This window comes from Chryseobacterium sp. CBSDS_008 (genome assembly GCF_049959325.1).
Lineage (GTDB): Bacteria > Bacteroidota > Bacteroidia > Flavobacteriales > Weeksellaceae > Chryseobacterium.
Map to the genome: position 1 here is coordinate 2640872 of NZ_CP188202.1, position 22945 is coordinate 2663816.

Below are 22945 nucleotides of genomic sequence, written 5' to 3' on the forward strand. Positions count from 1 at the left end.
ACTTTTTTTAACTTTTTTTCCTATGCCAATTCTTTTTTCTTGATTAATAGCTTTTTAGCTGTATCAACGCAAAGGTCCAGACTTTCTTCAAAACTCGTGGATGTCTTCTTTACAACGATATCGTCTCCCGGAACCGCTAAAATAATCTCAGCTGTCTTATTAGCTTTATCAGCGTTATTTTCCACTTTTAAAAATACCTTACACTCCTGAATTTTGTCATAGAAGGTATCTAATTTGCTTACTTTTTTGTCGATGTGTGACTCTAGTGGTTCGTGTGGTGTTAAACCAATTGATTGAACTGAAATCTTCATAATTCTTCTTTTTTTGATGCTCGAGGATGAGCCTGATTAAACACTTTTTTCAATTGTTCAATATTAGCATTTGTATAGACTTGAGTACTTGCAAGACTGGAATGCCCTAATATTTTTTTCACTTTGGAGATCTCCGCCCCATTATCCAAAACATGAGTAGCAAAGCTATGCCGAAGGATATGAGGACTTTTTTTTTCTTTCGTTGTTACAAGACTAAGGTACTTATTAACTACCACATAAACAAATTTTTCGGTGAGTTTTTTCCCTTTCTTATTTACAAAAAACCAGGATTTAAATTCTGTCTGTGGATTTCTTACTTCAAGATAACTTTTAAGGAGTTCAGACAATGCATCGGAAATAGGAATTATCCTTTGTTTATTCCCTTTTCCTATTACTTTTAATTCATTTCCGTATAAGTCAACATTCTCAAATATCAGGCCACAAAGTTCTGCTTTACGCATGCCTGTCTGGTAAAGCACTTCCATAATGCATTTCTCAAGCACATCATGCACCTGCCCAAAGATCCTTTCATTAAGGTCTGTCATTTCCTCCTTAGACATAGGAATCTGTTTTTCAGCATAAAACTTCAGGGAGGAAACTCCTTCTGTGGGTGAAACTTTTATTTCACCTATTTTTAAAAGAAAAAGATAAAAACTGCGAAGAGATGATAATTTTCTATTGATACTTCTTTTGGAAATATCCTTTTCGCTAAGCTCAACAATGAAATTTCTGATAATTTTCTTGTCTGCTTTGGCTAAGTTATCGGAAGATTCTGTTCGGAGAAAGAAATGGGAAAAGTCTTCAAGGTCTTTTTTGTAGCTTGTAACGGTATGAGGTGAGTACCTTTTTTCGAATTGCAGGTATTCTAAAAACTTTTCCAGCATCATAGGTATAAAAATAAAAATTCACTCCTCAAATATAAGAATTTAAGAAGTGAATTAATATATGGTTAAGAAAAAATCTTAAGCCTGCTCTTCTTTGCTAAGCGCTCTTTGTTTGTAAGCCGCTTTTAGTCTGGCTTGTCTCAAAGTTACAGAAGGCTTGATAAATGCTTGTCTAGATCTTAATTGACGAACAGTTCCTGTTTTATCAAATTTTCTCTTGTATTTTTTTAAAGCTCTGTCGATGGATTCACCATCTTTTACTGGAATTATTAACATATTTTACATCTCATTTTGGATTGCAAAACTAGACAATTTTTATTAAAACACAAAATATATTGCAATAAACCATCACTTTCCTATCTTTATTAGCTTTGAAAACCTATTATTAAAAGCACTTAACACAGTATAATATTTTTATCCACATGCATCAAATATCTAAAACTCGAATCTATTGGCTACATCACATTTTCATCAAAAAGAACCTGCATTAATGAAATGTAAACAAAAAGCACTATCTTTGCATTCACTTTAATCATGGGGTTGACTGGTTTCGACAGCAAGACCAATGGGTAAGTAAGCATGCAGAGAACCGTAGCGCGATCTCTATAATCCCTTGCTACACAATTTTAACTGGCAACGAAGAGTTCGCTCTTGCAGCTTAATATCGAAGTATAGTAGATCAAGCGTTTTCCTGAAGATAGTAAGGAAGCAAGATATCTCACAAATGCTCTGTTCTGCGGCGTTTGATCCTGAGATATAGGAATGCAGGAATAAGATTTTAGACGCTTCGGCTAAAATTCGAAAACCTTAGAAGATAAGCTGGAAGTTGGGTGTCTGCTCTCTGCCTCCAGTCGAAAACCAATAGTAGAATAAGCATGTAGAAATCTTATGTATTGCTTGTTTGGACGAGGGTTCGAATCCCTCCAACTCCACTTAAAACCCTGTAAATCGCTGATTTATAGGGTTTTTTATTTTAAGGTGCTAAAACGGGTGCTAATAAACTTTTCATTCTACTAATGGATCATCTGAGACACTTAACATTATTTATATTAAAAATAAATCGTTTTTTGAAATTTAATAGCAAATAATTACGTTTCGTAGATTGCCTACTTCTGCAATAAGGACAATTTTAACTTCGTCTATGTGTTTAAGTCGCATCGTTTTTTGAGATTAATTATTAAAGTTCCCCTTACTCATACCATCCCATTTGAAATATCTTACCATCTTCGCTTTCAATTTGTGTAACATAAGAAGAAAAGGTTTGCGTCGCAAATGTTGACTGATATCTATCAAATACTTCTTTTGAAATGGCTGAATAATTAATATATATTCTGACATTCTCCATCCTCATCTCTTTCTATAAGGATTGTATCAATATTAGGTAGAAGAAGGTAACTTTTTATCATTAATGTACTCCATAATTTCTACTACTCTTTTTACCTGTTGAGAGGATAAAGCCATTATTATCTTTTTTTGATATTTAATTATTTTTTTTAAGAAAAAATATTGAGTAAAGTCTCTATAATTTCATCCTGTGTAGGTTTATCAAGGCTTGTAAGCTTCGCCTTTAACCTTCTTTTATCTATAGATCTCAGATGATCTAATGCAATCTGTCCATTCTTACCATCTACCTTGCAATTAACCCTCATAGGATATTTTTTTATAGTAGAAGTAAGAGGGGCAATGATTACAGTATTTAAAGCGGTATTCATTTCATTTGGTGATACTATTACACAGGGCCTTATCTTACTTATTTCGCTTCCTATCGTAGGATTAAGATCAATAAAATATATTTCAAATCTTTTTACCATGTCCATTCCGATTTATCAAACTCATTTTCAAAATCTTCTAAAAGCTCTTGATCTTCTAAAGAATTAGCTTTTAGTAACATTTCTTCCCAGTGTTCCCGGGGATTATTACTCTTAACAGCTTCTATTATAATTTTAGAATCCTCAACAGTCAAAGAGACTTCTTTATCTACTGCTACCTGATCAAGGATCTTTCTTCCTATTATAATACCAAAGGAGTTACCTATTTTTCTAACTTTTGTTTTCATAATTCAAAGTTATAACATTGTTATAACATATCAAAATTTATTATCATTTATTTTTATTAATTGCCATTTTTTTTATTTCCTCATTTGTATGACTGTCAAGTATTTTAGCATAACGGTAGAAAGTTGCTCTTGTCAAATATTTCACAACGGCTTTACTGGATTATTTATTTATTATTGTTCCCTATCGCTGTTCTTTTATTCTGGAAGTATATAATCCTTTAGAAAAAAATAGAAAGCCTTTTGTGTGGAAATTATTATTCAGCTTCTTAGAGAAGGATATCAGATGAAAGATCTTCCGGAAAAGCTTAAGCAGCAAAATATATCAAAATTCTCTTAGTTCCGTTGAAAATACATCAATAGACTTAAATTTGATTTTAAGGCAAACACATTGTTTCATTTAGCATGTTTGCTGTATCAAATTCAAGAAACTGATATAGATAAAGTAGAAGCGTTATTATAATCTACTGATCATTTCCTAAAAATGAAGCGTTTTGAATCCCTAGTTTGTTTTGTGCTAGGGATTCTTTTTTATATCTTACATTATAAGTATACCCATATTGAACTACTTTTAATATGGTGCATTAATGGTTAAATTTAATGTATATTACACCAGATTAAAGAAACTACTTAAAATGAACTAATAATGAGAGTGTATGCCTATTTAAGAGCCTCTACCAAAGAACAGGATGCTCTGAGAGCAAAAGATACTATATCAGAATTTGCCAAATCCCTGAAGGTCAAAATTTCAGCTTGGTTTATTGAAAATGAATCCGGGGCAAAGCTTCAGCGTCCGGAACTTTTCAGGCTCCTGGATACGGCAGAACCAGGAGACGCAATTTTGATAGAACAAATTGACAGGATAACCAGATTATCTGAAGAGGACTGGCGAAAATTAAAATCAATAATATTAGATAACCGGATAAAAGTAATATCTATGGATCTACCTACCAGTCATTCTTTTGCAAACATAGATGATGAATTTCAAAGATGGGTATTGTCAGCAGTCAATGCAATGATGCTTGATATCCTAGCAGCTACTGCAAGAAAAGATTATGTAGATAGAAGGCGTAGGCAGGCTGATGGAGTATTAAAGGCAAAGGATCAGGGAAAATATAAAGGAAGACCTGTGAATGTAGAACTGCATAATAAATTGAGAATCTTTTAGAATTAGGGCAAAGCTATAGTAAAATCCAGTTCTTGCTAGGATGTTCCAGGCACACAATTTCAAAAGTGAAAAAATTAAGAGGTGAAATTGAGATTAAGAGGTATTGAAATTGAGACAACTTTTTATTTTTTTTTGGAACTAAAGAGTAATTTGTACAGAATGAGTGGTTTTTTAATTTTTTTTCCCCTTTATTTTAAATTTAAATAGCCGATGAGCCGATAGGCGAATACCTTTTATAAAAACTAAACACTTTTATACTAACTTTTTAGTGCGCCTGTAATTGCGATGGATAAAGAATTTGCGTAACTTTATGAGTGGTGAAAATGAGAATATGAAGTGGTGAAAATGAGAAAAATAAATAGAAAAAATTGTTTTTATAATGATATACTCTCCACGTAAGAACTTCCGGTGTTGATCCTGATGCAACCGGGCGAGTGGAATTACGGAGCCGGAACCCGGTTATCCTGGTTACTATTTCTTTCTTCAGCTTCCGGAGTTTGTGAGGATCTTGTAGGTTCCGGATCTTCAGGAATAGATCAGCTGCACACTTTCCCAGGACTAAGCTTCCGGTGTTAATAAAAAGTACCAAATTTTGCTATTATAATAGGTTGCAACTACCGATTCGGGCCAAAAGTAAAATAGAAATTTCAAGCGACCAGATACCCAGCGTTTTAAATATGTTAATTAATTTATATATCTTTTTTGCCCCCTAGCTTCCAAATATCGGTATACTGTCGCACGGCCGACCCCTTAATACGATGCAAAAGCATTAATTTTTAGATTAAATCTCTATAACACTATTTAGTAAATAGTGTTAAATATTAAATAAGTACTTAAACAAGTACTTATTTTTTACTACATTTGTATAAATAAATTTTATTATGAAAACAATCACATATACAGAATTTCGCAAGAACATGAAAAAATATGCTGATCTGGCCGAAACTGAAAGGGTCATTGTTAGCCGAGGACACGGGAAAGCTTTTTATGTAGTTCCTGTAGAGGCAATAAAAGATACAGGATATAGTAAAGCTTTCATTTCTGAAATAAAAGAATCAGAAAAGCAAATTGTTAAAGGACATTCTGCAAAAATTAAATCTAGAGCAGGACTTCATCAATTTTTAGAGCAATTATAAATTATGGCTTATAATTTAGAAATTTCAGATAAAGCAACTGCCGAAATAGCAGACTTTAAAAAAACTGATCCTGTCAGCTTCCGAAAGATTACAAAATTTTTAGAGGAACTAATAGAGCATCCGGAACAGGGAACAGGAAAACCCGAAATGTTAAAAGGTGATCTTTCAGGCTACTGGTCAAGGAGAATCAATAAGAAAGACAGATTGATATACAGTATCAATGATCAAGACGTAATAGTGTTTTAAAGGCTAAGGGTCATTATTATGACAAATAATTTTTAATTACTATAACTACCATAAAGACACCTTTTAAAAAAAAATTTTGACCGTTCCGGTCCTTCTTTCCATTCCTTACGGAATGAGCACATCTTGCACATCTTTGGGGAGGGGCGCCGCTACTGCCTAAGGAATGAAAAAAATGTTAAATTGTACTACCAAAAATATAACCCCCGGCAGCAGCAACGAACTCCCGTATAATCGTAAATCCATGAACAGTATTTACTCTATAGAAACTTTGTTTTTTTAGTTTTTTTTTACATTATTTTATCCTATTTTATTGGGGGCGCCGTGCTGCCTGCCAGATAAAAAACAAATGTTAAAACGTTAAATGTTAAATGTCAAATGTTAAATAATGTACCGTCAAAAATATAATTCCCGGCAGCAGCAACGAACCTATGCTCCCCTATGCTTGACAGCCATTCTACCCGTCTTTGCTTTATACAAACTTTGTGTTTTTAGCTTTCCTTTTTTTTATTCTTACTTACGCGCGCTTTGTTGAGGGATCAAAAACCCTGTAACAATATATCACTCATTTATCATAACAGGTTCTCATGGATACTAACTAAGTGGGCCTTTCTTTAACCGCACATAGACCATACTTTTCTAACTGAGTTATTATACGGTATTAAAGTATACGTATCCATCATATGGCTCAAGACTCTTTGTTATTGTTATTGTTATTGTTATTGTTATTGTTATTGTTATTAGTTACCATGGTGTAGTTTTTTTAAAAAGTGCGGCAAAGTAATTTGCCGCACAGGCTTGAATCAAAAAAAACCTTAATAGCCTTTTAAAGCTAATGATAAAATTACTTGGAGTAGTTCATATCTTTTTTTTTGTTTTTGAATGAATTAACTACATTATAATGTTATTAATCCTATTTGCGTTAATTATATTAAGAATTACATTATTGATTATGTTAATTGTATTAATTTATGTTAAATTATACTATTGTGCCTTTAATACATTCTAAATAGTAAATTGTTAAATAACTCAATAGTAAATAAATACAATGGGTAAAAATCTATTGAGAAATACAACGGACTGAGAATCCGGTCGGACGGTAGTAATTGTTCGCGGGATTAACGGCACCACTACCGAAGCCCAGGTGGTAGGCGTTCGTACTATTCTCTGTACTGCTCCAATAGAAGCCGTTGTAAGCTCGGTAGTTCAGTTCTCCCGATGCGGCGTTCCGGTAGCCTGCTGTAGGAAAGGTTAGTGTACTTCCATTGTTAGTGAAGACTTTGGCGACAGTAAAATTGGTGGCGCTACCTGGAGATGCAACAAAAGTCCCCATATTGGAGGTCGTACTGTTGGTATTAAAGCTTACCCACTCGTTTCGGGTAGGTACCCTAAATCCGGTAGGACATGGATCATTGACTGTTTTATTAGGAACAGCCTCAGTACCCGTGTTCCAAGCCCCATTAGCAGCAGCAGCAGTGCTCCATCCTGCAGGGGCAGTGGCAGGGGTATTGGCGTCAGCTACCGCATTCCTTTTACCCCATTGGTAATAATTTCCATGAATCCCCTTGACAACAATATTAGGATCCAGGCTGGTATCAGCACCCAGGTTACGGGTCATCATCTGAACGGTCTGGCCGTTAATAATAACATCAACCACATCAGCAAAGCCGCTTGCAGGATCTACCGTTCTAATGAAACCACAGTTTATCCCTCCAAAACTAATATCAAATGTCGCAGTACCGTCAGTAGAAGGCGTTCCCGAAATATCAAAAACTAAATTCCCACTCCCATTGTTTAAGGTTCCTGAAGAAAGAGTAGCGGTAAGACCCGTTACCCCGACAGAAGCTATGCTCATCCCAGAGTAAAAACCACCGTTCCCTCCGGTATAAGGAATACTGATGCTTACACCAGCGGCAGGATCACCCGCTTCCAAGGATCCCACATTAATGGGTGTTGAACATGATAACTGGGTCACAGCCGCGGTAGTAGCGCCACTGGAAATCATCTTTACCCAGCGGTTACTCCCAGCATCGAAATAATAAAAGCCGGGAGCATCCATTCCCTCTACCTGACCCGTACGGTTGGCAGGGTCAGGCTCCACAGTAACAAATACCAAAACAGAATTCTGATTAGCACCATATACCCCAGCCGTTTCAGCAGCCTTTAAAGCGTTTCCCGTTACTCTGGGAAGTGCTAATCCCTCAGCAGTACTCCCGTCCGTGGTTTTACTCGTTACATCCAACGTAGAAACGGGAGTTACACTGTTGATCCCTACCTGCCCGTAACATAGAGCCCCAAGGAAAACCGGTAATAAATACATTTTTCTCATTTGTCATATATTTAATGATTAATATTTAAATCAATATTCAGAAAAATTGGCCTTAAGGTAAATCTTAGATACATTTTATAGTTCTATCAACTTTATGCTGTACTATCTTTTAAGAAACCTTTAAGAGTTTTTCCGAGATTAAAATTACCAATTCCAACACAAATAAAACCTTGATTACTAGTCGTATTATCACTAAATGATGGTAGTTTTTTAACTATAGCTATTGCGGTCGTTTCTCCTTTTGGGTAAAATACCGCAAAAATACCTATCTATTAAAGGATAAGGATGCAAGGCAGGGATCAAAAAATAGTATTTAAATTACCGGTTCTCAGCTTAAAGAAGATTTGCTTAAAGTGCCGACAGGGTGATAATAGTTTGTAATGACATAAAATAGTAGCCGGATAGACATCGAATAGTGTTGCTACTTCAGGAGCTGTTTCCAGCCCCGATTGGAGAAGCTGAATTATTTCTTTTCTTTGAACTCCTTTACGTTTTGGGCTTCTTTCGTAGTCTGTTAGTTCAAATGGTCTAAACATGAAAGGGGCGCTAAAAATATAGAGCCCCCTTCTTAATAAATGAGAAATTGTATTTTTCCCACTTCAAATGTACAGTTTTATGAATTTTAGGCCCAGCAAGAAAAAAGTTCGTTTTTCTGATAAGATTAAATGCACTGATTATTTTCTAAAGTCACACAAGATACCCCCACAGAGAAAAACAAAATAAAGTTTTATATTTGTTTATATCTTTATCTTGTTAGAATTATGATAAATATAGGATATATAAGGGTATCAAAAAGTGATGGCAGCCAATCCTTGGATCTGCAGCATGATGCTTTAGTGAATGCGGGAGTAGATCCGGGGAGAATTTATAAATATCTTGCCTCCGGAAGAAAGGATTACAGGCCCGGACTTGAAGAATGTCTCAAAGCCTTGCAGCCAGGAAATACTTTGGTGGTATGGAAACTGGATCGCCTGGGAAGAGATTTAAAGCATCTGATCAATCTTGTTGATGGACTTTCAAAAAAAAGGAATAGGGATTAAAGTGCTTGCCGGAACCGCAGCACAGATTGACACTACAACACCCAATGGTAAACTATGCTTTGGAATATTTGCATCTTTAGCAGAATTTGAAAGGGAGCTTATTGCTGAAAGAACCAAAGCGGGACTGGAAGCAGCAAGAGCCAGGGGGAAAATGGGAACACGTCCCAGAAAGATGGATGAACAAGCCTTAAAATGCTATGTCTGACAGAAATTCCGTAGCACAGGATGTAGCTAAAAAATTAGGAATTACTACGACAACACTGTATATGTATGTCAATGGAGATGGTTCTCCTAAAGAACCTGCTGTAAAATTATTAAACAACACCTAAACAAAAATATAATGAACGCTATCAGACAATGTATTTGTTCAACAGCCAGTTGTTAAGATCAAATTGGAGTTCTACTATACTTCTGTAAATTTTTCTGAAAGCAATCGCATAAAACTCATCTTGTATAGTTCTATAAAATGTTCACAAATGTAATTATTTGTCGGCTTTTAGCTTTTGTTTTGATCTTCATGATCAATATCTTAATTGCTAAATATAACTGATATTGTGCTGTTCTTTTATTTCACAGTATTGAGTTTTTCTGTCGGTTAAAACTTCAGTTATAGTTTAGGATTCATTCTGGTTTTTTGTTGTATTATGAAGATCTTTTCTATTTTAGGAACACAGATAAATGTGATTTCTTAATTTAGTGGACATTGTAAAAAGTGAAGAAGAAAAAATATGTAGACTATGTGGTTGAACAATTAAGTTTAAATAAATTTTCCCTCCCTCTTTTTTTTCTTATAGGATAGACTATTTGGGAAAAAGATTTTCTAGAAATGATATCAGTAACTCTAATAGTCTTAATATCTTTTTTGATATGTCCTGGAAGTAATTTCCAAATATCAGATGCAGTAAACTCCACAGGGAGCTCACCAGAATTCAAGATTATCTTTATTTTTTTTGGTAAATTCAGATTATTTCTTTTTGTATAAATCACTTTGTCTTTCTGATTTATAACCAATTTTTTAGTTGCAAGCGGTAATTCTTCTAATGTTGGAATTTTTTGCTTAGGATTTATAAACTCCCAAATTTGAAGGCCGTATATTTCTGAAATAGCACTTACCTTATCAAAGTCTACATTCCCAGTGCCTAATTCAATAGAGGTATAAGAACTTCTATTAAGACCTGATAATGCAATAATATTTTCACGGCTTAGCTTAAAATGATGCCGATAATCTTTAATTATATTCCTAATTCTTTGATTTTCTGAGTTCAAAATTTAAATTATTTAAAATCGTATTTTAATATTTGGTTACTACGATTATTTGTTATATCTTTGTTCAACTATAGAGAATACTCTATAAAAACGAGTTCCGTCAGATAAAACGACCAATTTTAAGACGCGGAACCACAAGGGAATTAACTTCTCCGCCAATTTTGTATATTTACAAAACTGCGGGGAATAGTCCCTTGCTGGAAGCTGTGTCATAGGTGCTTGGTCGTACCAATCTGGCAGTGGAAGGCAAGGGACTATTCTTTATAACTTTCCAAAAATGGACTCGTTCTATACCAACATTTAAAATAGTTAATATGAGAACGAAATTATCCAACATTCCAATTAAGGAACCACCGGCAGGTTAATCCACCATTTTCAATAAAAAGACCATCAGCTCTATACCTAACATTAAAGTGAGGTATGTTTCAACATGGATTTACAAAATACGCCAACTCCTAAAGCCAGTTCTCTTAAACTCGCACCTTAAAAGTAATATTTTGTTCCATAACTACCAAATTCTGATCCTGTAAAGGCAAAAGAATAGGGAAAGTGTTTTTGAGGCAAAAAAAATGATTATTGATATCAATCAAGATGCCCAAAAGCTTAAGAAAGAAATTACAATATCCAATAGATAAATTTTTGACAACAGTACATAAAACTCTAAAGCTCGGTTTATCACAATAGAAAAATCTGGATATCAGATTGAAATCCTCCCAGCAATAATTTAGCTAAATATACTGCTATGAAAAGAACTGACTTTTTGCCTCGCATGTTAAACGATCAGCAACTATATGAGCTGCTGAAAAAAGGTAACCCGATTTCTTTAGAACATATATATTTACGGTACAAAAGACTTCTCTTTTGGCTCGGAAGGCAAATGCTCGACGATGATTTTGTTGTGGAAACGCTTGTTCAGGATACCTTTCTCAAACTTTGGTTACACCGTGATTCCATTGAAACTCCGAATCATATTCTTGGCTTTTTACGGTTTGTTTTAAAAAGAGACTGTATATCGTATTTCAATGCTCCGAAAAATAAATTCGTTCGCTTAATCACTTCCCTTGAGCGTTTTGAGAATTATCAGGATTATCTAGCAGGTTACGATCCACTACATGATAAAGAGCATCTTCTTCGTCAGGAATCCGATCAAAAAGATTTTGATGAAGTTAAAAAGGTTTTAAACGTACTAGATCCCAAAAGAAAACACCTGATTGAACTTTGCCTTGAATATGGCTTTCAGTATAAACCAATAGCAGAAGCAATGGGAAGCAGTGTGACAGGAATAAGCAATGAGGTAAGCAGAGCCATAAATGATCTTCGGAGAATTCTTAGAGGAAGTCCTTTGGAACATTCACAGGAAAAAACTTTCGATAATAAAGAGCAGTCAGAAAAACTCAGTAACCGGCAGCTAGAGATTATGAAAAGAAGGGTTGACCAAAAATCTTCTTTTACTGTTATTGCACGAGAACTCAAACTTTCTGAAAAGCAGGTCCATCGGGAATTTCTATATGCTTATGAATTTCTACAAAATCGAAATACCTCTCAAAGCCCTTTTTGAAATGGAAAAATCAACGATTACATTAACTAGAAAAATTCAGCTGCTGATTAATGTTCCTCCCAATGAGAAAAAGGAGATTTGGGAAAAGCTCTACCGTTATCAGAACCGGTGTTTCCGAGCGGCTAATTTAATTGTTTCCCATCTATATGTTCAGGAAATGATTAAGGATTTCTTTTACTTCACCGAAGAAATCCAATACAAGCTGGCCGATGCAACCAAAGATCAAATGGGAATATTTACACGTTCGAAAACAAACACAACGGCACGCATGATTTTTGACCGTTTCAAAGGAGAGATCCCTACCGATATTCTGGGAAGCCTGAACAATACAATTCAATCTGTTTTTTCTAAGAACAAAGCCGACTACTGGCAGGGCCTAAAATCTTTGAGGAACTTTAAAAAAGACATTCCTATTCCGCTTCCGGTTAAATGCATCAGCAAAATGAAGTATGATACTGAAAATAAAGCATTTTGCTTCAACATGTTTGCTATTCCTGTTAAAACGTATTTAGGGAGAGATTACACTGATAAGCGACTGATAATGGAACGCCTTTTAAGAGGAGAAATAAAGCTTTGTACATCACAGATCCAGCTTAAAGATGGAAAAATCTATTGGCTTGCTGCATTTGAATTTGAAAAAGAACAGCATCTTTTAAAACCCGAAATCATTGCAGAAGCTTCTCTGTCTCTGGAGCATCCTATTGTAGCAAAAATTGGCAATGTACGAATCAATATCGGCTCGAAAGAGGAGTTTTTATACCGCAGGCTTGCCATTCAGGCAAGGCAAAAGAGGATGCAATCCGGTGTAGCCTATGCCCGCTGTGGAAAAGGAGTAAAACGCAAACAAAAGGCGCTTTATAAAACAGAAAATTTGGAAAGTCGATATGTAAACCATAGGCTTCATGTATACAGCCGGAAGCTTATCGATTTCTGTATCAAGCAACAGGCGGGCACACTTATTCTTAAAAATCAGGAAGACAAGATAGGTATTGCAAAAGAACAGGAATTTGTGCTTCGCAACTGGAGTTATTATCAGTTGCAGACCAAAATAAAATATAAAGCAGAAAAAGCGGGTATCGAATTAATCATTGGATAGCCGAAAAAAATAACGAGGGTGCTTGTACACCCGTAGGGTGAGGTCAAAAGCACTCACTAAATACATGGTAGTATATACAACGGCGTGGGCTTCTTTTTTATCTATAATATGGAACACAAAATACATTAGGGAAGAAATGTGAAGCGTTTCAGAGAAATGCTGGGGATTAAGCAGGAAGCTTTGGCTTTTGACCTTGGGGAAGATTGGAACAAGAAGAAAATATCATTGCTCGAACAAAAGGAAGTGAATGATGAAAATCTACTCGAAGCCGTATCCTAGGCATTGAAGATTCCTGTAGAAGCTTTCAAGAATTTTGATGAACAAACTGCAATAAATATTATGGCTAACACTATCAAACAACGATAGCTATATCAAAAACTGCAAAATATAATATAAAATTTTAAATTTACTTGCAATAATATTAGGATGTTCGCCAAGGGACTTTTGATCAGAAACCAATTATAGAAAGAAATTTAATAAATGAGAAAATCTTGATTTTTTATTATAAGTGTAGAATCTTGAAAAACTGGTTCTTCCCCAATTTTGGTGGTAATTTTATCATATTTGTCTTGTGTTGAGCGTCCAAATTTTAATGAATGCATCAAAACTTGTTTTTTCGGATGATGGTGATACCTTCAAGGTGATATCAGTATATAACCAACTAGATGTACTGGCAATCTATGTGCAGAGCACTATTCGGTCTGCTGCCTGCCCAAACTGCTGCATAACTTCGAAAAGAATCCTTAGCTATTAGACCCGCAAGATCGCAGACCTTCCTGTCTTTGGTAAAACTTGCAGGATTATTCTTCGCTCACGTAAGTTTTACTGTAATCAAGACGAATGTCCATTCAAAGTGTTCACCGAGCGGTTCAATAGTCATTTCAAGCCATATAAACGAAGGACTGAGCGTCTGGAAAGTAAGATCAGGAAACTAGGGCTTCTTGCCGGCGAAAGACCTGCACAGCGGATCTGTGGCATATTGTCGATGCCCACGAGCGATACTACTATACTTCGGTTGATTGAAAAGAGCGATTTTTTAGCAATAGAAGGTGTGATCGCCATTGGGGTAGACGATTGGGCTTATAAAAAAAGGGAAAGTTACGGTAGTATCCTGGTCAACCTCCATACAGGAAAAGTGATAGATCTATTACCGGACCGTGAACAGGAGACATTATCAAGCACCTCGGGAGTAAAGGAAATAGATTCCTTCGCCAAAGGACTGCTAGCGGATATCCCGCTGTTGAAAATGCGCTCACCTTACTATGGAGTAATGGTACAGTAGAAAGAAACGTTAACCGACTGAAAACGATAAAGCGGCAGATGTATGGTAGAGCGGGATTTGATTTATTGAGGAAACGTGTGGTATATGCTCCGTCTTGACCACCAAAATTGGGGAAGAACCAATTTGAAACAGAATGAACTGATCATTTTGATCAGATTACTATGGTCAGTTTTTCAAGATTCTACACACTGACCGCATATGCTCCGGAATTTTTTATCGCGAAATACTTTTTGATACGATAATTGCTCCTTTTTTTCCCTTTTTGGGTGCATATCTGACAGAATGACATAGAATTTATACAACTAAGTCCTGTATTCTGTCCCGGATTGTTGACCGTATATATTCCGGATTATCTATGTTGGGAATGCCTAAACTGAAGTTCCCAACCCAACCGATGAAAATAAGCCAAATGAAATACAGCGTGTACTTATTCGGCTATAATATTTTAAAATAGTGTGTTTTAGTTTTTGGTGCTCTTTTGGTAAAAACTGTTTTTCTGAATTAATCCATTTGGTTAATACAGATTGGGTGAAGCTAAATAAATAGCTTGCTGAAATATTGGATTGGTACAGATTTTTTTCAGTTCTGCATCCGTAACTTCATCTTTACTACTTATTGTCTGTTGAAAGTTTTTGCGTGAAAATGAAGGAGTACGTACTACATATTCATCAAAAAATTGATAAGGAAAACGAGACATTTATTTCTTTTTGTTTTCTTTTGGCTGGTAATCAGAATGGCCAAGCTGCCAAAAGGCAAAGGCAAAAACATCTGATAAATTTAAGTATTTTTGCTTTAAAAGAAGATCTCGGCCACCATGTCCACCTTTATAATCAACTTTAAGTAAAATAGGATTCTTTGAGGCATTATCCGTTTGTAATTTTGCCGCAAATTTAACAGGCATCCAAGGGGCTACCCGTGGATCGTTGATGCCGGTAGTAATAAAGGTTGCCGGATATTTTATGTTTTTTTTAATATGATGATATGCGTCCATTTCATATAGAGCCTTGAACTCGGATTCAATATTTTTGGAACCAAATTCTTTGACACTATTTAATCCATTTGGCATTGCCTCAATCCGCAAACTATTTACTATTCCTGCTGTTAAGAGAGCAACTTTAAATAGATCAGGTCTTTCAGTCATAGCTCTTCCTACTGTAATACCTCCTGCACTTTGTCCCCAAATGGCTATTTTATCGGCAGATGTATAGTTTTCACTGATCATATATTCAGCACAAGATATTAAATCCTTCCAAGAATTGGGCTTAGTATCTTTAAAGCCGCCTAAATGCCATGATTCGCCCTTTTCTGCGCCTCCTCTTACATGAGCAATAGCAACAATGCCACCTTTTAATGCCCAAAGCATAAATGTCATATCTAAAAATGGGCTATTATTGATTCCATAAGCACCATAAGCATCTATTAAAAGGGGATTTCTTTTATCTTTCGGAAGGTCTTTTTTATATATTAAAGAAAGTGGAATATCCAGTCCGTCATGAGATTTGACAGTTATTTCTTTTACTATAATATCTTTGAATTCAGGATACTCTACAATCGATGCTAAATTTTCAGGAGTAATTTTTTTTGTTATTGAATCAAATTTAAAACGTTCATTATCATTTTTCCATCCTGTGCAATTTATCCAGAAATCATTAGAATCATTATTTTGAGTAGTTACAGTAATATCACCTGATGGGAATGGCAATATCAAGTTTTCAATTTTATTATTTTGATAAAGGTAAAGTTTAGCTTCCACACCATTTTTTGAACTGCTAAAGACAAAACCGTCTTTAGTTTGATAAAGTCCATTAATTACTTCGTTGGGGATGCTAGGAATTATTAGATTAGGATTTCTAAAATTTGGAGATTTCAATGATGTACAATAAATCGCATTAACACCATTTTTTTCTGATATATAAATTATACTGTCATTTTTTGCAATAAATCCGTCAATTTTTTCCTCTTTAGAAAAGAGTAGCTTCCATTGATTTTTTTTATTGATAAGACTAACTGGTTGGAAATAAGTATCATTAAAATTTGTAGCACCTGCCATATAACCAAATAGAAATTGGCTTTCTTTTGTAGGAAGTTTTACTATAGGATAGTCCTCAGAGTTTATTTTTAAATTAGGATTATTTTTTTTTGATAAAATTACATTTAATTCTTTCGAATTTTGTCCTATTTTATAGACAACGGCCTGCATGTCTTTCATAAACCGATCAGAATTAGGATCTGTTATGGGAAACTGAAGATAAATAAAGCTGTTATTGTCCGGAAGCCATGAAATACCTCCCCCGTTCGTTGGCCAGCAATTTGTAACAAGATCTGGAAGTATTTTATGAGACTTCAAATCATATATAATCATCTCAGAAATTTCTTTCCCGCTTTCTGTTAGTGCAATGGCCACCTTAGAGCCATCATAATTAGGTTTAATATAATTAATTATGTATTTTTTATCAGACTTCGGATTATAATTTTCGGGATTGAAAATTTCTGTTTCTATACCTTTAAATCCCTTTCTGTAAAATAATTTTGCTGTATTTTCATCAGCTCTTTTCTTTAAATAAAAACAAAAATCATTTTCCGTAATATTAATTCTATCTACGGAAAATGATTGTCGCTGATCAAATTCGATTCTTTTATTAATGTAGTATTCTCTATTAGGAATTTTATTAAGAACTGAATCTGAATAATTGGTTTGTGATTGCATCCAATTAATGACCAAAGGATCTTTTAAATTTTCAAAATTTCTAAACTCATCCACAACCTTAACTCCAAAATAATTTTCAGTAACTGGCTTTGATGGAGCATTTGTTTTCTGGGCATTTGTCATTCCAAAAACAAAATAGATCAAAAATATGAAAATTAATCGATGTATCATTATGTAGATTTATCTCCTTGTTCTACCAGTACCTGTTGGTTCATCATCTCCATTAAAATAATTTAAATCGTCACCTCCTTTAATTGAATTAGGATTGATAATTTTTGTTAGCTGTAATTTCTTTAAAGATAATTTTTTCGAGGTCTCTTTTTTTTGTTTCATCTTGTTGTTTTTTTAATTTAATTGTTTTACAAATCAACGAAATTAATCTATAATTATTCAAAAATTGTATACCGAAATTTATAAATTTCGTATAAATTTAAATATAACTAATTGATTATATGATAAATAAAAATTACAGTGTGTCTTTCTCTTTTAATGCTTTTATAAAATAAGAAGGCAAGGTATCTGTAATTTTTTTAAAAGCATTAGTAAAAGATTCCACATTATTATATCCTGCTTCATCTGCAATAGCAGCAATTGTAAGCTTTTGTAAATTTTTATTTTTCTTTAATTCTTCGATAATGTAATTAATTCGTAATTCATTAAGATATTGAGGAAAATTTTGCCCTTTGAGCTCGTTTACTAATTTTGACAAATAGGCCCTGTTTGTATTGAGTTCTTTTGATAATAAATCTAGATTGGTTGTTTTGTCTAAAAAACGTTTACGGCTTTCAAATTCCTCTAATCGTATTTTAAGCTGTTTAATTTTATTATCAGATAGATTTGACAGCTTAGGTTTTTCAGTTTCTTGTTTTAATGAAGGGTAAGTTGCTTTATTATCTGTTACCTCAACCTCTTCTGACATAACATGTTTTATATCTTGATGTTTAGCTAATAGGTTGGCTTTAGATTGATATAATTTTATTTTTTTTCTATTTTTTATTTGTAAAAATATCAAACTAGTTATAAGCAAACCACCTACACCCAACAACCAGAATAAGGTGTAATTTTTAGAACTTAAATCTGCAATTAGGCTTTCCTTTTCATTTAACAAAAGAGGTGTATCATATTTTTTATTGATTTCTGTGGATAAAAAACTATAGTTCTTATTTAAGATACTATCTAGAGATAAAAGATGTTCAATGTAAAATAATTGTTTTTCCTTGTCTCCTGTTTTTTTATAATAATCAATTAAAAGTGGATAAGTATTTCGTAATTCATAGGACACATTTTTACTTGCTATTATGATTGAATCTACTCTTTCAAATCGAGCTATAAAATTTTTATTCTTAATATGATATAAAACTTGCCCTATATAGTACTCACTAAGAGCTACATTTTGAATATTGTCAGGGTTTTTAGTGAAAATTTTGGATGCTTTCTCCAAAATTGGTAAAGCAAGCTTGTAATTTCCTTGTTTGAAAGTGTTGATGCCGGAAACTAATGATAAAGAAGCATATAAATCCTGATCTTTACTTTTTAAATTTTGTTCGAACCCATGTTTTACATAGTAATTTGAAGAATCTAAATTATTACTTACATGATAGGCATAAGACAAATTATATAAGCACTTCTCATAATTGATTTGATATGTAAGATTATTCTTTTCTAAATAATTTTTATATCCTATTAGAAGTTTTAAAGCCTCTGGATAATTCTGCAATTCAAGCTTTAGTAAACCTATACAGGAATTTATATTATGGTAAAGTTCACTATCCTTTTCAGCATAATCTCTAGCAATTAAATAGTTATCTAACGACTTGGGATAATCAGCAACATAATAATAATAAACTCCTTTATATCGATAAGCTTTAGACAAATATTCAGAATTTTGCATTTTTTTGGATACAGTAATCATACTGTCTATAAATGAAATGGCCGGCTTATTATTACTAATTTTATATAATGACTCATATCCATCAGCCATTTTCTCACCATTTTTATTTTTCTTGCCCTTCAAAAGAATTGTATTAGCATAAATTTCAGCTTTATCTGTATTGCTATAAAGTTGTTTTTCAAAGGATTTTTCTAGTTGCTCAAAACTCTTTTGTTTTAAGGAGTCTGGAATACGAAATCCCTTTATACTTTGTGAAAAGTATAAATTCTGACAAAGAATCAACAGATAAAGGAACAATCTTTTTTGCATATTGTGTTTCAAAATGCAAAAATAGGCATTTTCAAATCCTTTCTTACTGATTATAGGGATTTTGAATGTAAATAGCTGATAATTTGCACTTTATATTGTAATTATCTTACCTGAATTTATAAATTTCTTATAATGTTTATCCAAGATTTATAAATCCTGATATACTTTTCTTGTATTAGCGAAAAAGCTGCGGCATCTTTGTTCCAGATAAAAACACAAACGATATTTTCTTTTTGTATGTGTACAGTACAAAAATTAAATATAAAGCTGATCAGCAAACCCAAGTCAGGGTTATATGACAAAAATAAATCATTAATTAAATTTTCAATTAACATGAAAAAATTAGAAAAATTGAAATCAAAGGAGATTTCTAAGAAAAATGTTCAAACAATCTTTGGAGGACTAATGGCTCCCGATTATACTGTTTATAGTTCTAATTGTGTTGAAACTGGAACATCAGGATCGTGGGATTGTGGAGATCAAAAGAAAGATAAATAATTTAAAATTATTCAATATGAAAAAGTTACAAGCAAAAAGTATCAAAAAAGATGGGCTATATATGGTACAAGGAGGATTGATGGCTATGGCTACTCAATCATTTACAGATACTAACTGTGTTGATAGTGGAAGCAATGGTGCTTCAGACTGTTCTGATAGTAAATCTGATAAGGATAAATAGTAAATTATCAAATACTTCTCAATCTTAAAGATTGAGAAGTATATTAAATCAATAATAACAACACATTTTACTGTAAAATGATACTATTATTTAGTCAAGATCAATTTGAATATACTACTGATATAATATTTGAATGGATTCAACACCTTGGTGGTAACGCCAGGCGAATCAATGGAAAAGAACTTATAGAAAATAAGCACACAATATTATTTTCTGATAATTTAAATGATTGTGAATTTAATGATATTAATCCTTCACAAGTAAATGCTATCTGGTACAGACGATGGTTAAATTCAGAATATACGTTAAACAGAAATAAGAAGGTGAATTCTTATTTGCGAAAAGAGTTCTATGCGCTAACACAATATTTTTTTTCGTGCTTTCAAGAAAACAAATGGTATAATAGACATGATTATTTCCAAGAATTCTTGTCAAAAACAGAACAACTCTCTATAGCAAAGGAAGTAGGATTTAAAATACCTGATACCCTTATTACAAATAATAAAAAGGAACTTGTTACTTTTTTCAAAAAACATGGATCAATAATAGTAAAACCTATTAGTGATGTTGAATCATTTTATGATAAACCAACAAAAAAATTAATGGGTACTTTTACAGCAAGAATTACTGAGGATTATATTAAAGAAAAAATTCCGACATTTTTTTTTCCATCATTGTTTCAGGCTGAGATTAAAAAGAAATACGAATTAAGGATTTTCTATGACAAAGGTGATTGCTATCCTATGGCTATTTTCTCTTCCAAAAATGAAAAAACTGCTGTTGATTTCAGACAATATGATAACCAATTACCTAATAGAAATATCCCGTTTAAATTAACTCCCAAAGAAGAAAATAAAATTAAAAAATTTATGGAAAAATCAAATCTAGAAACAGGCTCATTAGATATAATCTGTTCCGAAGATAATGAATTGATTTTTTTAGAAGTAAATCCATTAGGGCAATTTGGAATGGTTTCAAACCCATGTAATTATTATATTGAAAAAAAAATTGCAAAAAATCTAATTCAAAAAGATCATGAAAACAAATAAATATAAAAAAAGTATTCTTTTAAAGAATCTGAAACCTGTAAGTGGGGGGAAGGCTGTACTTATTGATATTGACAGAATAAATTCATCAGAAACATTTAGCTTTCTTTTTTATAAGCCCATAAGCAAATTTGAAATTCTAGATAATGAAAAAAACAAATAAATATATCTATCTATTTTCTTGTTGTTTTTTAGTTCAAGGTAGTACTCAAAGTATTATTTGTGATGTTCAACGAAAAAACTATGAAATAATTCCCAATACTCTTTTTGAAATTTTGAACAACCTCACTACCGAAAGAAATTTGGATAACCTTAGAAAGGCATATAGTGATATAGAAGATCTGGAAGTGTTTGATTCTTATATAGAATTTTTATTAGAAGAAGAATTTATATTTATAGATGATTCTCTTCATGATAGATTTCCTACAATTGATCTTAGTTATGATTCACCAAATTTGATCAGTAATGCTATTTTTGAAATTGGAGGAAATACTTCGGTTGAATTACTTCGTAAAAATGTAAAATTATTGGATAAAATGCGTTGTGAATCAGTAGAGCTTAGATTTCATGACCATTATTTCGAAAAAGATTATGAAAATGTACTTCCTATTTTTCAGTCGACAGGCATAAGATCAATTCGATTAATAATAAATTATTTTGATTTTCCTTTGAATTTTTTCAAAGATTTAGGTCGAAAGTACAAAAGAATTAGAGAACTCTATGTTTGTGCTGATACAAAAATTCAAGAATATGAAAGTCCATATTTCCCTGTTATACAATTAGCCCACAAGAAGGTATCATCAATTTTTTGCGGTTGCATTTCTGACTTTTATTTCTCTCCGGAACTAAAAAACTTTACTGAATCTCATCATTATAACTCCTGTCTTCATAAAAAAATAGCCATAGATGTATCTGGTAATATAAAAAACTGTCCATCGATGTCACAAGCTTTTGGCAATATAAAAAATACAACTTTAGAGACAACTCTGCAAGATCCAGATTTCAAGAAGTACTGGAATCTTAGCAAAGATAAAATAGAAGTTTGTAAGGACTGTGAATTTCGCTATATCTGTACAGATTGTAGGGCTTACACAGAACGCACCAGCAGCAATAATGATGGTCTAGATATTTCCAAACCTTTGAAATGTGGTTATAATCCCTATACCGGAGAATGGGATGAGTGGAGTAAAAATCCAATTAAACAAAAAGCAATAGAATATTACGGTTTATCAGAATTTGTGGAAAAATAAAAATTATATTTATTAAAAAAAACAGATATGTGTAAAAGAATAATTGCTATTTCCCTTTTATTAACCACTGTAAGTTGCAAAAATGCATTGTCAATCACTGAAAAAAGAGATTTGACAAATGAAATAGATGCAATGGGAAAAATAGATCAGGTTGCAGCATATATTCCTCAAGGAAAATATGCAAACTACTCTCGTGATAAATGGAATGCATTTAAGGATAGTGTTATGATAGATAATACAAAAAGAGCAGAGTTACTTTATAAAAAATATGGATATTTGGGGATTGATAAAGTAGGAGAAAAAGGAGAAACACAGTTTTGGGCAATTGTACAACACTATGATAAATCTGTTGATTTTCAAAATAAAGTTTTGAAATCCTTAAAAAAGGAAGTTAGTAAAAAAAATGCTAGTCCAGACAATTATGCTCTTTTATATGATCGGATTAAGGTTAATAACGGCGAGAAACAGTTATTTGGGACTCAAATAGAATACAAAAAAAATGGACAAGCTAAACCTAAAAATGGCTTAATTGATACTATCAATATAGATAAGTTGAGAAAAAAATACAACCTTGATCCTTTAAAAAAATATTTAAATCTAATGACTGAAAGACATTTCAATATGAATAAAGATATTTTTTTAAAGGAAGGTATTACAGAACCCATATTTTATAAATAATTATAACAATTCTATTTTA

General features: G+C 32.9%; 25 protein-coding genes, 1 other RNA gene and 2 pseudogenes. 18 read left to right on the forward strand and 10 right to left on the reverse strand.

Annotated elements, in window-relative coordinates:
- Positions 1 to 20: 20 nt before the first annotated feature.
- From ACP3T3_RS11860 to rpsU, 3 genes are all read right to left on the reverse strand, one after another.
- Positions 21 to 311, reverse strand: a complete 291-nt coding sequence (locus ACP3T3_RS11860; RefSeq protein ID WP_426476073.1) for an HPF/RaiA family ribosome-associated protein — start codon at positions 309 to 311, stop codon at positions 21 to 23.
- A complete protein-coding gene (locus ACP3T3_RS11865; protein WP_426479969.1) occupies positions 308 to 1195 on the reverse strand; it encodes a tyrosine-type recombinase/integrase in 888 nt (295 codons plus the stop codon). The genes ACP3T3_RS11860 and ACP3T3_RS11865 overlap by 4 nt, the downstream gene beginning before the upstream one ends.
- Positions 1196 to 1273: 78 nt before the next feature.
- Positions 1274 to 1471, reverse strand: coding sequence for a 30S ribosomal protein S21 (gene rpsU, locus ACP3T3_RS11870; RefSeq protein WP_027375518.1), 198 nt, complete (start codon positions 1469 to 1471; stop codon positions 1274 to 1276).
- A 260-nt stretch (positions 1472 to 1731) separates the two neighbouring features.
- On the opposite strand from rpsU, the gene ssrA reads away from it, so the two are divergent.
- Positions 1732 to 2130: a transfer-messenger RNA gene (gene ssrA / locus ACP3T3_RS11875) on the forward strand.
- A 558-nt stretch (positions 2131 to 2688) separates the two neighbouring features.
- On the opposite strand, the gene ACP3T3_RS11880 is transcribed toward ssrA, so the two are convergent.
- Entirely contained in the window at positions 2689 to 3006 is a 318-nt protein-coding gene (locus ACP3T3_RS11880) for a type II toxin-antitoxin system PemK/MazF family toxin (RefSeq protein WP_426476074.1), read from the reverse strand.
- On the reverse strand, positions 3000 to 3251 hold the full coding sequence (locus tag ACP3T3_RS11885; RefSeq protein WP_426476075.1) for an AbrB/MazE/SpoVT family DNA-binding domain-containing protein: 252 nt from the start codon (positions 3249 to 3251) through the stop codon (positions 3000 to 3002). Before ACP3T3_RS11885 ends, ACP3T3_RS11880 begins: the two co-directional genes overlap by 7 nt.
- Positions 3252 to 3894: 643 nt before the next feature.
- On the opposite strand from ACP3T3_RS11885, the gene ACP3T3_RS11890 reads away from it, so the two are divergent.
- From ACP3T3_RS11890 to ACP3T3_RS11905, 4 genes are all read left to right on the forward strand, one after another.
- Positions 3895 to 4416: a recombinase family protein gene (locus ACP3T3_RS11890; RefSeq protein WP_426476076.1), complete on the forward strand. Its 522-nt coding sequence runs from the start codon at positions 3895 to 3897 to the stop codon at positions 4414 to 4416.
- 411 nt (positions 4417 to 4827) lie between these two features.
- The gene (locus tag ACP3T3_RS11895; RefSeq protein ID WP_426476077.1) at positions 4828 to 4992 is read left to right on the forward strand and encodes a hypothetical protein; all 165 of its coding nucleotides are present in this window, start codon (positions 4828 to 4830) and stop codon (positions 4990 to 4992) included.
- A 305-nt stretch (positions 4993 to 5297) separates the two neighbouring features.
- Positions 5298 to 5552: a type II toxin-antitoxin system Phd/YefM family antitoxin gene (locus ACP3T3_RS11900; protein ID WP_426476078.1), complete on the forward strand. Its 255-nt coding sequence runs from the start codon at positions 5298 to 5300 to the stop codon at positions 5550 to 5552.
- 3 nt (positions 5553 to 5555) lie between these two features.
- Positions 5556 to 5798 carry a Txe/YoeB family addiction module toxin gene (locus ACP3T3_RS11905; protein WP_426476079.1) on the forward strand — a complete coding sequence of 81 codons (243 nt, stop codon included), beginning with the start codon at positions 5556 to 5558 and terminating at the stop codon, positions 5796 to 5798.
- A 1057-nt stretch (positions 5799 to 6855) separates the two neighbouring features.
- Here ACP3T3_RS11905 and ACP3T3_RS11910 read toward each other — a convergent pair.
- Positions 6856 to 8124: an FISUMP domain-containing protein gene (locus ACP3T3_RS11910; protein WP_426476080.1), complete on the reverse strand. Its 1269-nt coding sequence runs from the start codon at positions 8122 to 8124 to the stop codon at positions 6856 to 6858.
- A 761-nt stretch (positions 8125 to 8885) separates the two neighbouring features.
- Between ACP3T3_RS11910 and ACP3T3_RS11915 the strand changes: the two genes are divergently transcribed.
- The 3 genes from ACP3T3_RS11915 to ACP3T3_RS11925 are packed head-to-tail and all read left to right on the forward strand — an operon-like array spanning position 8886 to position 9493.
- Positions 8886 to 9164, forward strand: coding sequence for a recombinase family protein (locus ACP3T3_RS11915; RefSeq protein WP_426476081.1), 279 nt, complete (start codon positions 8886 to 8888; stop codon positions 9162 to 9164).
- A complete protein-coding gene (locus tag ACP3T3_RS11920; RefSeq protein ID WP_426476082.1) occupies positions 9133 to 9369 on the forward strand; it encodes a recombinase family protein in 237 nt (78 codons plus the stop codon). The genes ACP3T3_RS11915 and ACP3T3_RS11920 overlap by 32 nt, the downstream gene beginning before the upstream one ends.
- The gene (locus ACP3T3_RS11925; RefSeq protein ID WP_426476083.1) at positions 9362 to 9493 is read left to right on the forward strand and encodes a helix-turn-helix domain-containing protein; all 132 of its coding nucleotides are present in this window, start codon (positions 9362 to 9364) and stop codon (positions 9491 to 9493) included. The genes ACP3T3_RS11920 and ACP3T3_RS11925 overlap by 8 nt, the downstream gene beginning before the upstream one ends.
- A 406-nt stretch (positions 9494 to 9899) precedes the next feature.
- Here the strand turns inward: ACP3T3_RS11925 and ACP3T3_RS11930 are convergent, their stop codons facing one another.
- Positions 9900 to 10430 (reverse strand): helix-turn-helix domain-containing protein, encoded by a 531-nt coding sequence (locus tag ACP3T3_RS11930; RefSeq protein ID WP_426476084.1) that lies wholly within the window; start codon positions 10428 to 10430, stop codon positions 9900 to 9902.
- 742 nt (positions 10431 to 11172) lie between these two features.
- Here ACP3T3_RS11930 and ACP3T3_RS11935 point away from each other — a divergent pair.
- The 4 genes and pseudogenes from ACP3T3_RS11935 to ACP3T3_RS11950 all read left to right on the forward strand — a co-directional run.
- Positions 11173 to 11988 (forward strand): RNA polymerase sigma factor, encoded by an 816-nt coding sequence (locus ACP3T3_RS11935; RefSeq protein WP_426476085.1) that lies wholly within the window; start codon positions 11173 to 11175, stop codon positions 11986 to 11988.
- Between the two features lies 1 nt (position 11989).
- A complete protein-coding gene (locus ACP3T3_RS11940; RefSeq protein ID WP_426476086.1) occupies positions 11990 to 13084 on the forward strand; it encodes a hypothetical protein in 1095 nt (364 codons plus the stop codon).
- A gap of 156 nt (positions 13085 to 13240) precedes the next feature.
- Positions 13241 to 13435: pseudogene (locus tag ACP3T3_RS11945) on the forward strand (XRE family transcriptional regulator); the annotation flags it as partial.
- Positions 13436 to 14282: 847 nt separating this feature from the next.
- A pseudogene (locus ACP3T3_RS11950) lies at positions 14283 to 14464 on the forward strand (ISL3-like element ISMdi2 family transposase); the annotation flags it as partial.
- 599 nt (positions 14465 to 15063) lie between these two features.
- Here ACP3T3_RS11950 and ACP3T3_RS11955 read toward each other — a convergent pair.
- The 3 genes from ACP3T3_RS11955 to ACP3T3_RS11965 all read right to left on the reverse strand — a co-directional run bounded on the left by ACP3T3_RS11955 (position 15064) and on the right by ACP3T3_RS11965 (position 19273).
- Positions 15064 to 17196, reverse strand: a complete 2133-nt coding sequence (locus ACP3T3_RS11955; RefSeq protein ID WP_426476087.1) for a prolyl oligopeptidase family serine peptidase — start codon at positions 17194 to 17196, stop codon at positions 15064 to 15066.
- Positions 17197 to 17253: 57 nt separating this feature from the next.
- The gene (locus ACP3T3_RS11960) at positions 17254 to 17406 is read right to left on the reverse strand and encodes a hypothetical protein (protein WP_426476088.1); all 153 of its coding nucleotides are present in this window, start codon (positions 17404 to 17406) and stop codon (positions 17254 to 17256) included.
- Between the two features lie 133 nt (positions 17407 to 17539).
- The gene (locus ACP3T3_RS11965; RefSeq protein WP_426476089.1) at positions 17540 to 19273 is read right to left on the reverse strand and encodes a helix-turn-helix domain-containing protein; all 1734 of its coding nucleotides are present in this window, start codon (positions 19271 to 19273) and stop codon (positions 17540 to 17542) included.
- A 333-nt stretch (positions 19274 to 19606) separates the two neighbouring features.
- Between ACP3T3_RS11965 and ACP3T3_RS11970 the strand changes: the two genes are divergently transcribed.
- From ACP3T3_RS11970 to ACP3T3_RS11995, 6 genes are all read left to right on the forward strand, one after another.
- The gene (locus ACP3T3_RS11970) at positions 19607 to 19771 is read left to right on the forward strand and encodes a hypothetical protein (RefSeq protein WP_426476090.1); all 165 of its coding nucleotides are present in this window, start codon (positions 19607 to 19609) and stop codon (positions 19769 to 19771) included.
- A gap of 16 nt (positions 19772 to 19787) precedes the next feature.
- Positions 19788 to 19952 carry a hypothetical protein gene (locus tag ACP3T3_RS11975; RefSeq protein ID WP_426476091.1) on the forward strand — a complete coding sequence of 55 codons (165 nt, stop codon included), beginning with the start codon at positions 19788 to 19790 and terminating at the stop codon, positions 19950 to 19952.
- Positions 19953 to 20029: 77 nt separating this feature from the next.
- A complete protein-coding gene (gene gwsG / locus ACP3T3_RS11980; protein WP_426476092.1) occupies positions 20030 to 21001 on the forward strand; it encodes a grasp-with-spasm system ATP-grasp peptide maturase in 972 nt (323 codons plus the stop codon).
- Entirely contained in the window at positions 20988 to 21161 is a 174-nt protein-coding gene (locus tag ACP3T3_RS11985) for a hypothetical protein (RefSeq protein ID WP_426476093.1), read from the forward strand. The genes gwsG and ACP3T3_RS11985 overlap by 14 nt, the downstream gene beginning before the upstream one ends.
- Complete coding sequence (gwsS, locus tag ACP3T3_RS11990) at positions 21145 to 22248, forward strand: grasp-with-spasm system SPASM domain peptide maturase (RefSeq protein WP_426476094.1); 1104 nt, start codon at positions 21145 to 21147, stop codon at positions 22246 to 22248. Before ACP3T3_RS11985 ends, gwsS begins: the two co-directional genes overlap by 17 nt.
- Before the next feature lie 27 nt (positions 22249 to 22275).
- Positions 22276 to 22926 carry a DUF6624 domain-containing protein gene (locus tag ACP3T3_RS11995; RefSeq protein ID WP_426476095.1) on the forward strand — a complete coding sequence of 217 codons (651 nt, stop codon included), beginning with the start codon at positions 22276 to 22278 and terminating at the stop codon, positions 22924 to 22926.
- Positions 22927 to 22945: the final 19 nt, after the last annotated feature.

What these genes read in the sequence shown, in the direction of transcription:
- ACP3T3_RS11880 (WP_426476074.1), bottom strand. Translation starts at nt 3,006, where the DNA reads ATGGTAAAAAGATTTGAAATATATTTTATTGATCTTAATCCTACGATA.
- ACP3T3_RS11925 (WP_426476083.1), top strand. Translation starts at nt 9,362, where the DNA reads ATGTCTGACAGAAATTCCGTAGCACAGGATGTAGCTAAAAAATTAGGA.
- ACP3T3_RS11975 (WP_426476091.1), top strand. Translation starts at nt 19,788, where the DNA reads ATGAAAAAGTTACAAGCAAAAAGTATCAAAAAAGATGGGCTATATATG.
- ACP3T3_RS11955 (WP_426476087.1), bottom strand. Translation starts at nt 17,196, where the DNA reads ATGACAAATGCCCAGAAAACAAATGCTCCATCAAAGCCAGTTACTGAA.
- ACP3T3_RS11900 (WP_426476078.1), top strand. Translation starts at nt 5,298, where the DNA reads ATGAAAACAATCACATATACAGAATTTCGCAAGAACATGAAAAAATAT.
- ACP3T3_RS11890 (WP_426476076.1), top strand. Translation starts at nt 3,895, where the DNA reads ATGAGAGTGTATGCCTATTTAAGAGCCTCTACCAAAGAACAGGATGCT.
- ACP3T3_RS11970 (WP_426476090.1), top strand. Translation starts at nt 19,607, where the DNA reads ATGAAAAAATTAGAAAAATTGAAATCAAAGGAGATTTCTAAGAAAAAT.
- ACP3T3_RS11965 (WP_426476089.1), bottom strand. Translation starts at nt 19,273, where the DNA reads ATGCAAAAAAGATTGTTCCTTTATCTGTTGATTCTTTGTCAGAATTTA.
- ACP3T3_RS11910 (WP_426476080.1), bottom strand. Translation starts at nt 8,124, where the DNA reads ATGAGAAAAATGTATTTATTACCGGTTTTCCTTGGGGCTCTATGTTAC.
- ACP3T3_RS11940 (WP_426476086.1), top strand. Translation starts at nt 11,990, where the DNA reads ATGGAAAAATCAACGATTACATTAACTAGAAAAATTCAGCTGCTGATT.
- gwsG (WP_426476092.1), top strand. Translation starts at nt 20,030, where the DNA reads ATGATACTATTATTTAGTCAAGATCAATTTGAATATACTACTGATATA.
- ACP3T3_RS11995 (WP_426476095.1), top strand. Translation starts at nt 22,276, where the DNA reads ATGTGTAAAAGAATAATTGCTATTTCCCTTTTATTAACCACTGTAAGT.
- ACP3T3_RS11860 (WP_426476073.1), bottom strand. Translation starts at nt 311, where the DNA reads ATGAAGATTTCAGTTCAATCAATTGGTTTAACACCACACGAACCACTA.
- ACP3T3_RS11915 (WP_426476081.1), top strand. Translation starts at nt 8,886, where the DNA reads ATGATAAATATAGGATATATAAGGGTATCAAAAAGTGATGGCAGCCAA.
- ACP3T3_RS11920 (WP_426476082.1), top strand. Translation starts at nt 9,133, where the DNA reads ATGGACTTTCAAAAAAAAGGAATAGGGATTAAAGTGCTTGCCGGAACC.
- gwsS (WP_426476094.1), top strand. Translation starts at nt 21,145, where the DNA reads ATGAAAAAAACAAATAAATATATCTATCTATTTTCTTGTTGTTTTTTA.
- ACP3T3_RS11935 (WP_426476085.1), top strand. Translation starts at nt 11,173, where the DNA reads ATGAAAAGAACTGACTTTTTGCCTCGCATGTTAAACGATCAGCAACTA.
- ACP3T3_RS11905 (WP_426476079.1), top strand. Translation starts at nt 5,556, where the DNA reads ATGGCTTATAATTTAGAAATTTCAGATAAAGCAACTGCCGAAATAGCA.
- ACP3T3_RS11885 (WP_426476075.1), bottom strand. Translation starts at nt 3,251, where the DNA reads ATGAAAACAAAAGTTAGAAAAATAGGTAACTCCTTTGGTATTATAATA.
- ACP3T3_RS11865 (WP_426479969.1), bottom strand. Translation starts at nt 1,195, where the DNA reads ATGCTGGAAAAGTTTTTAGAATACCTGCAATTCGAAAAAAGGTACTCA.
- rpsU (WP_027375518.1), bottom strand. Translation starts at nt 1,471, where the DNA reads ATGTTAATAATTCCAGTAAAAGATGGTGAATCCATCGACAGAGCTTTA.
- ACP3T3_RS11985 (WP_426476093.1), top strand. Translation starts at nt 20,988, where the DNA reads ATGAAAACAAATAAATATAAAAAAAGTATTCTTTTAAAGAATCTGAAA.
- ACP3T3_RS11960 (WP_426476088.1), bottom strand. Translation starts at nt 17,406, where the DNA reads ATGAAACAAAAAAAAGAGACCTCGAAAAAATTATCTTTAAAGAAATTA.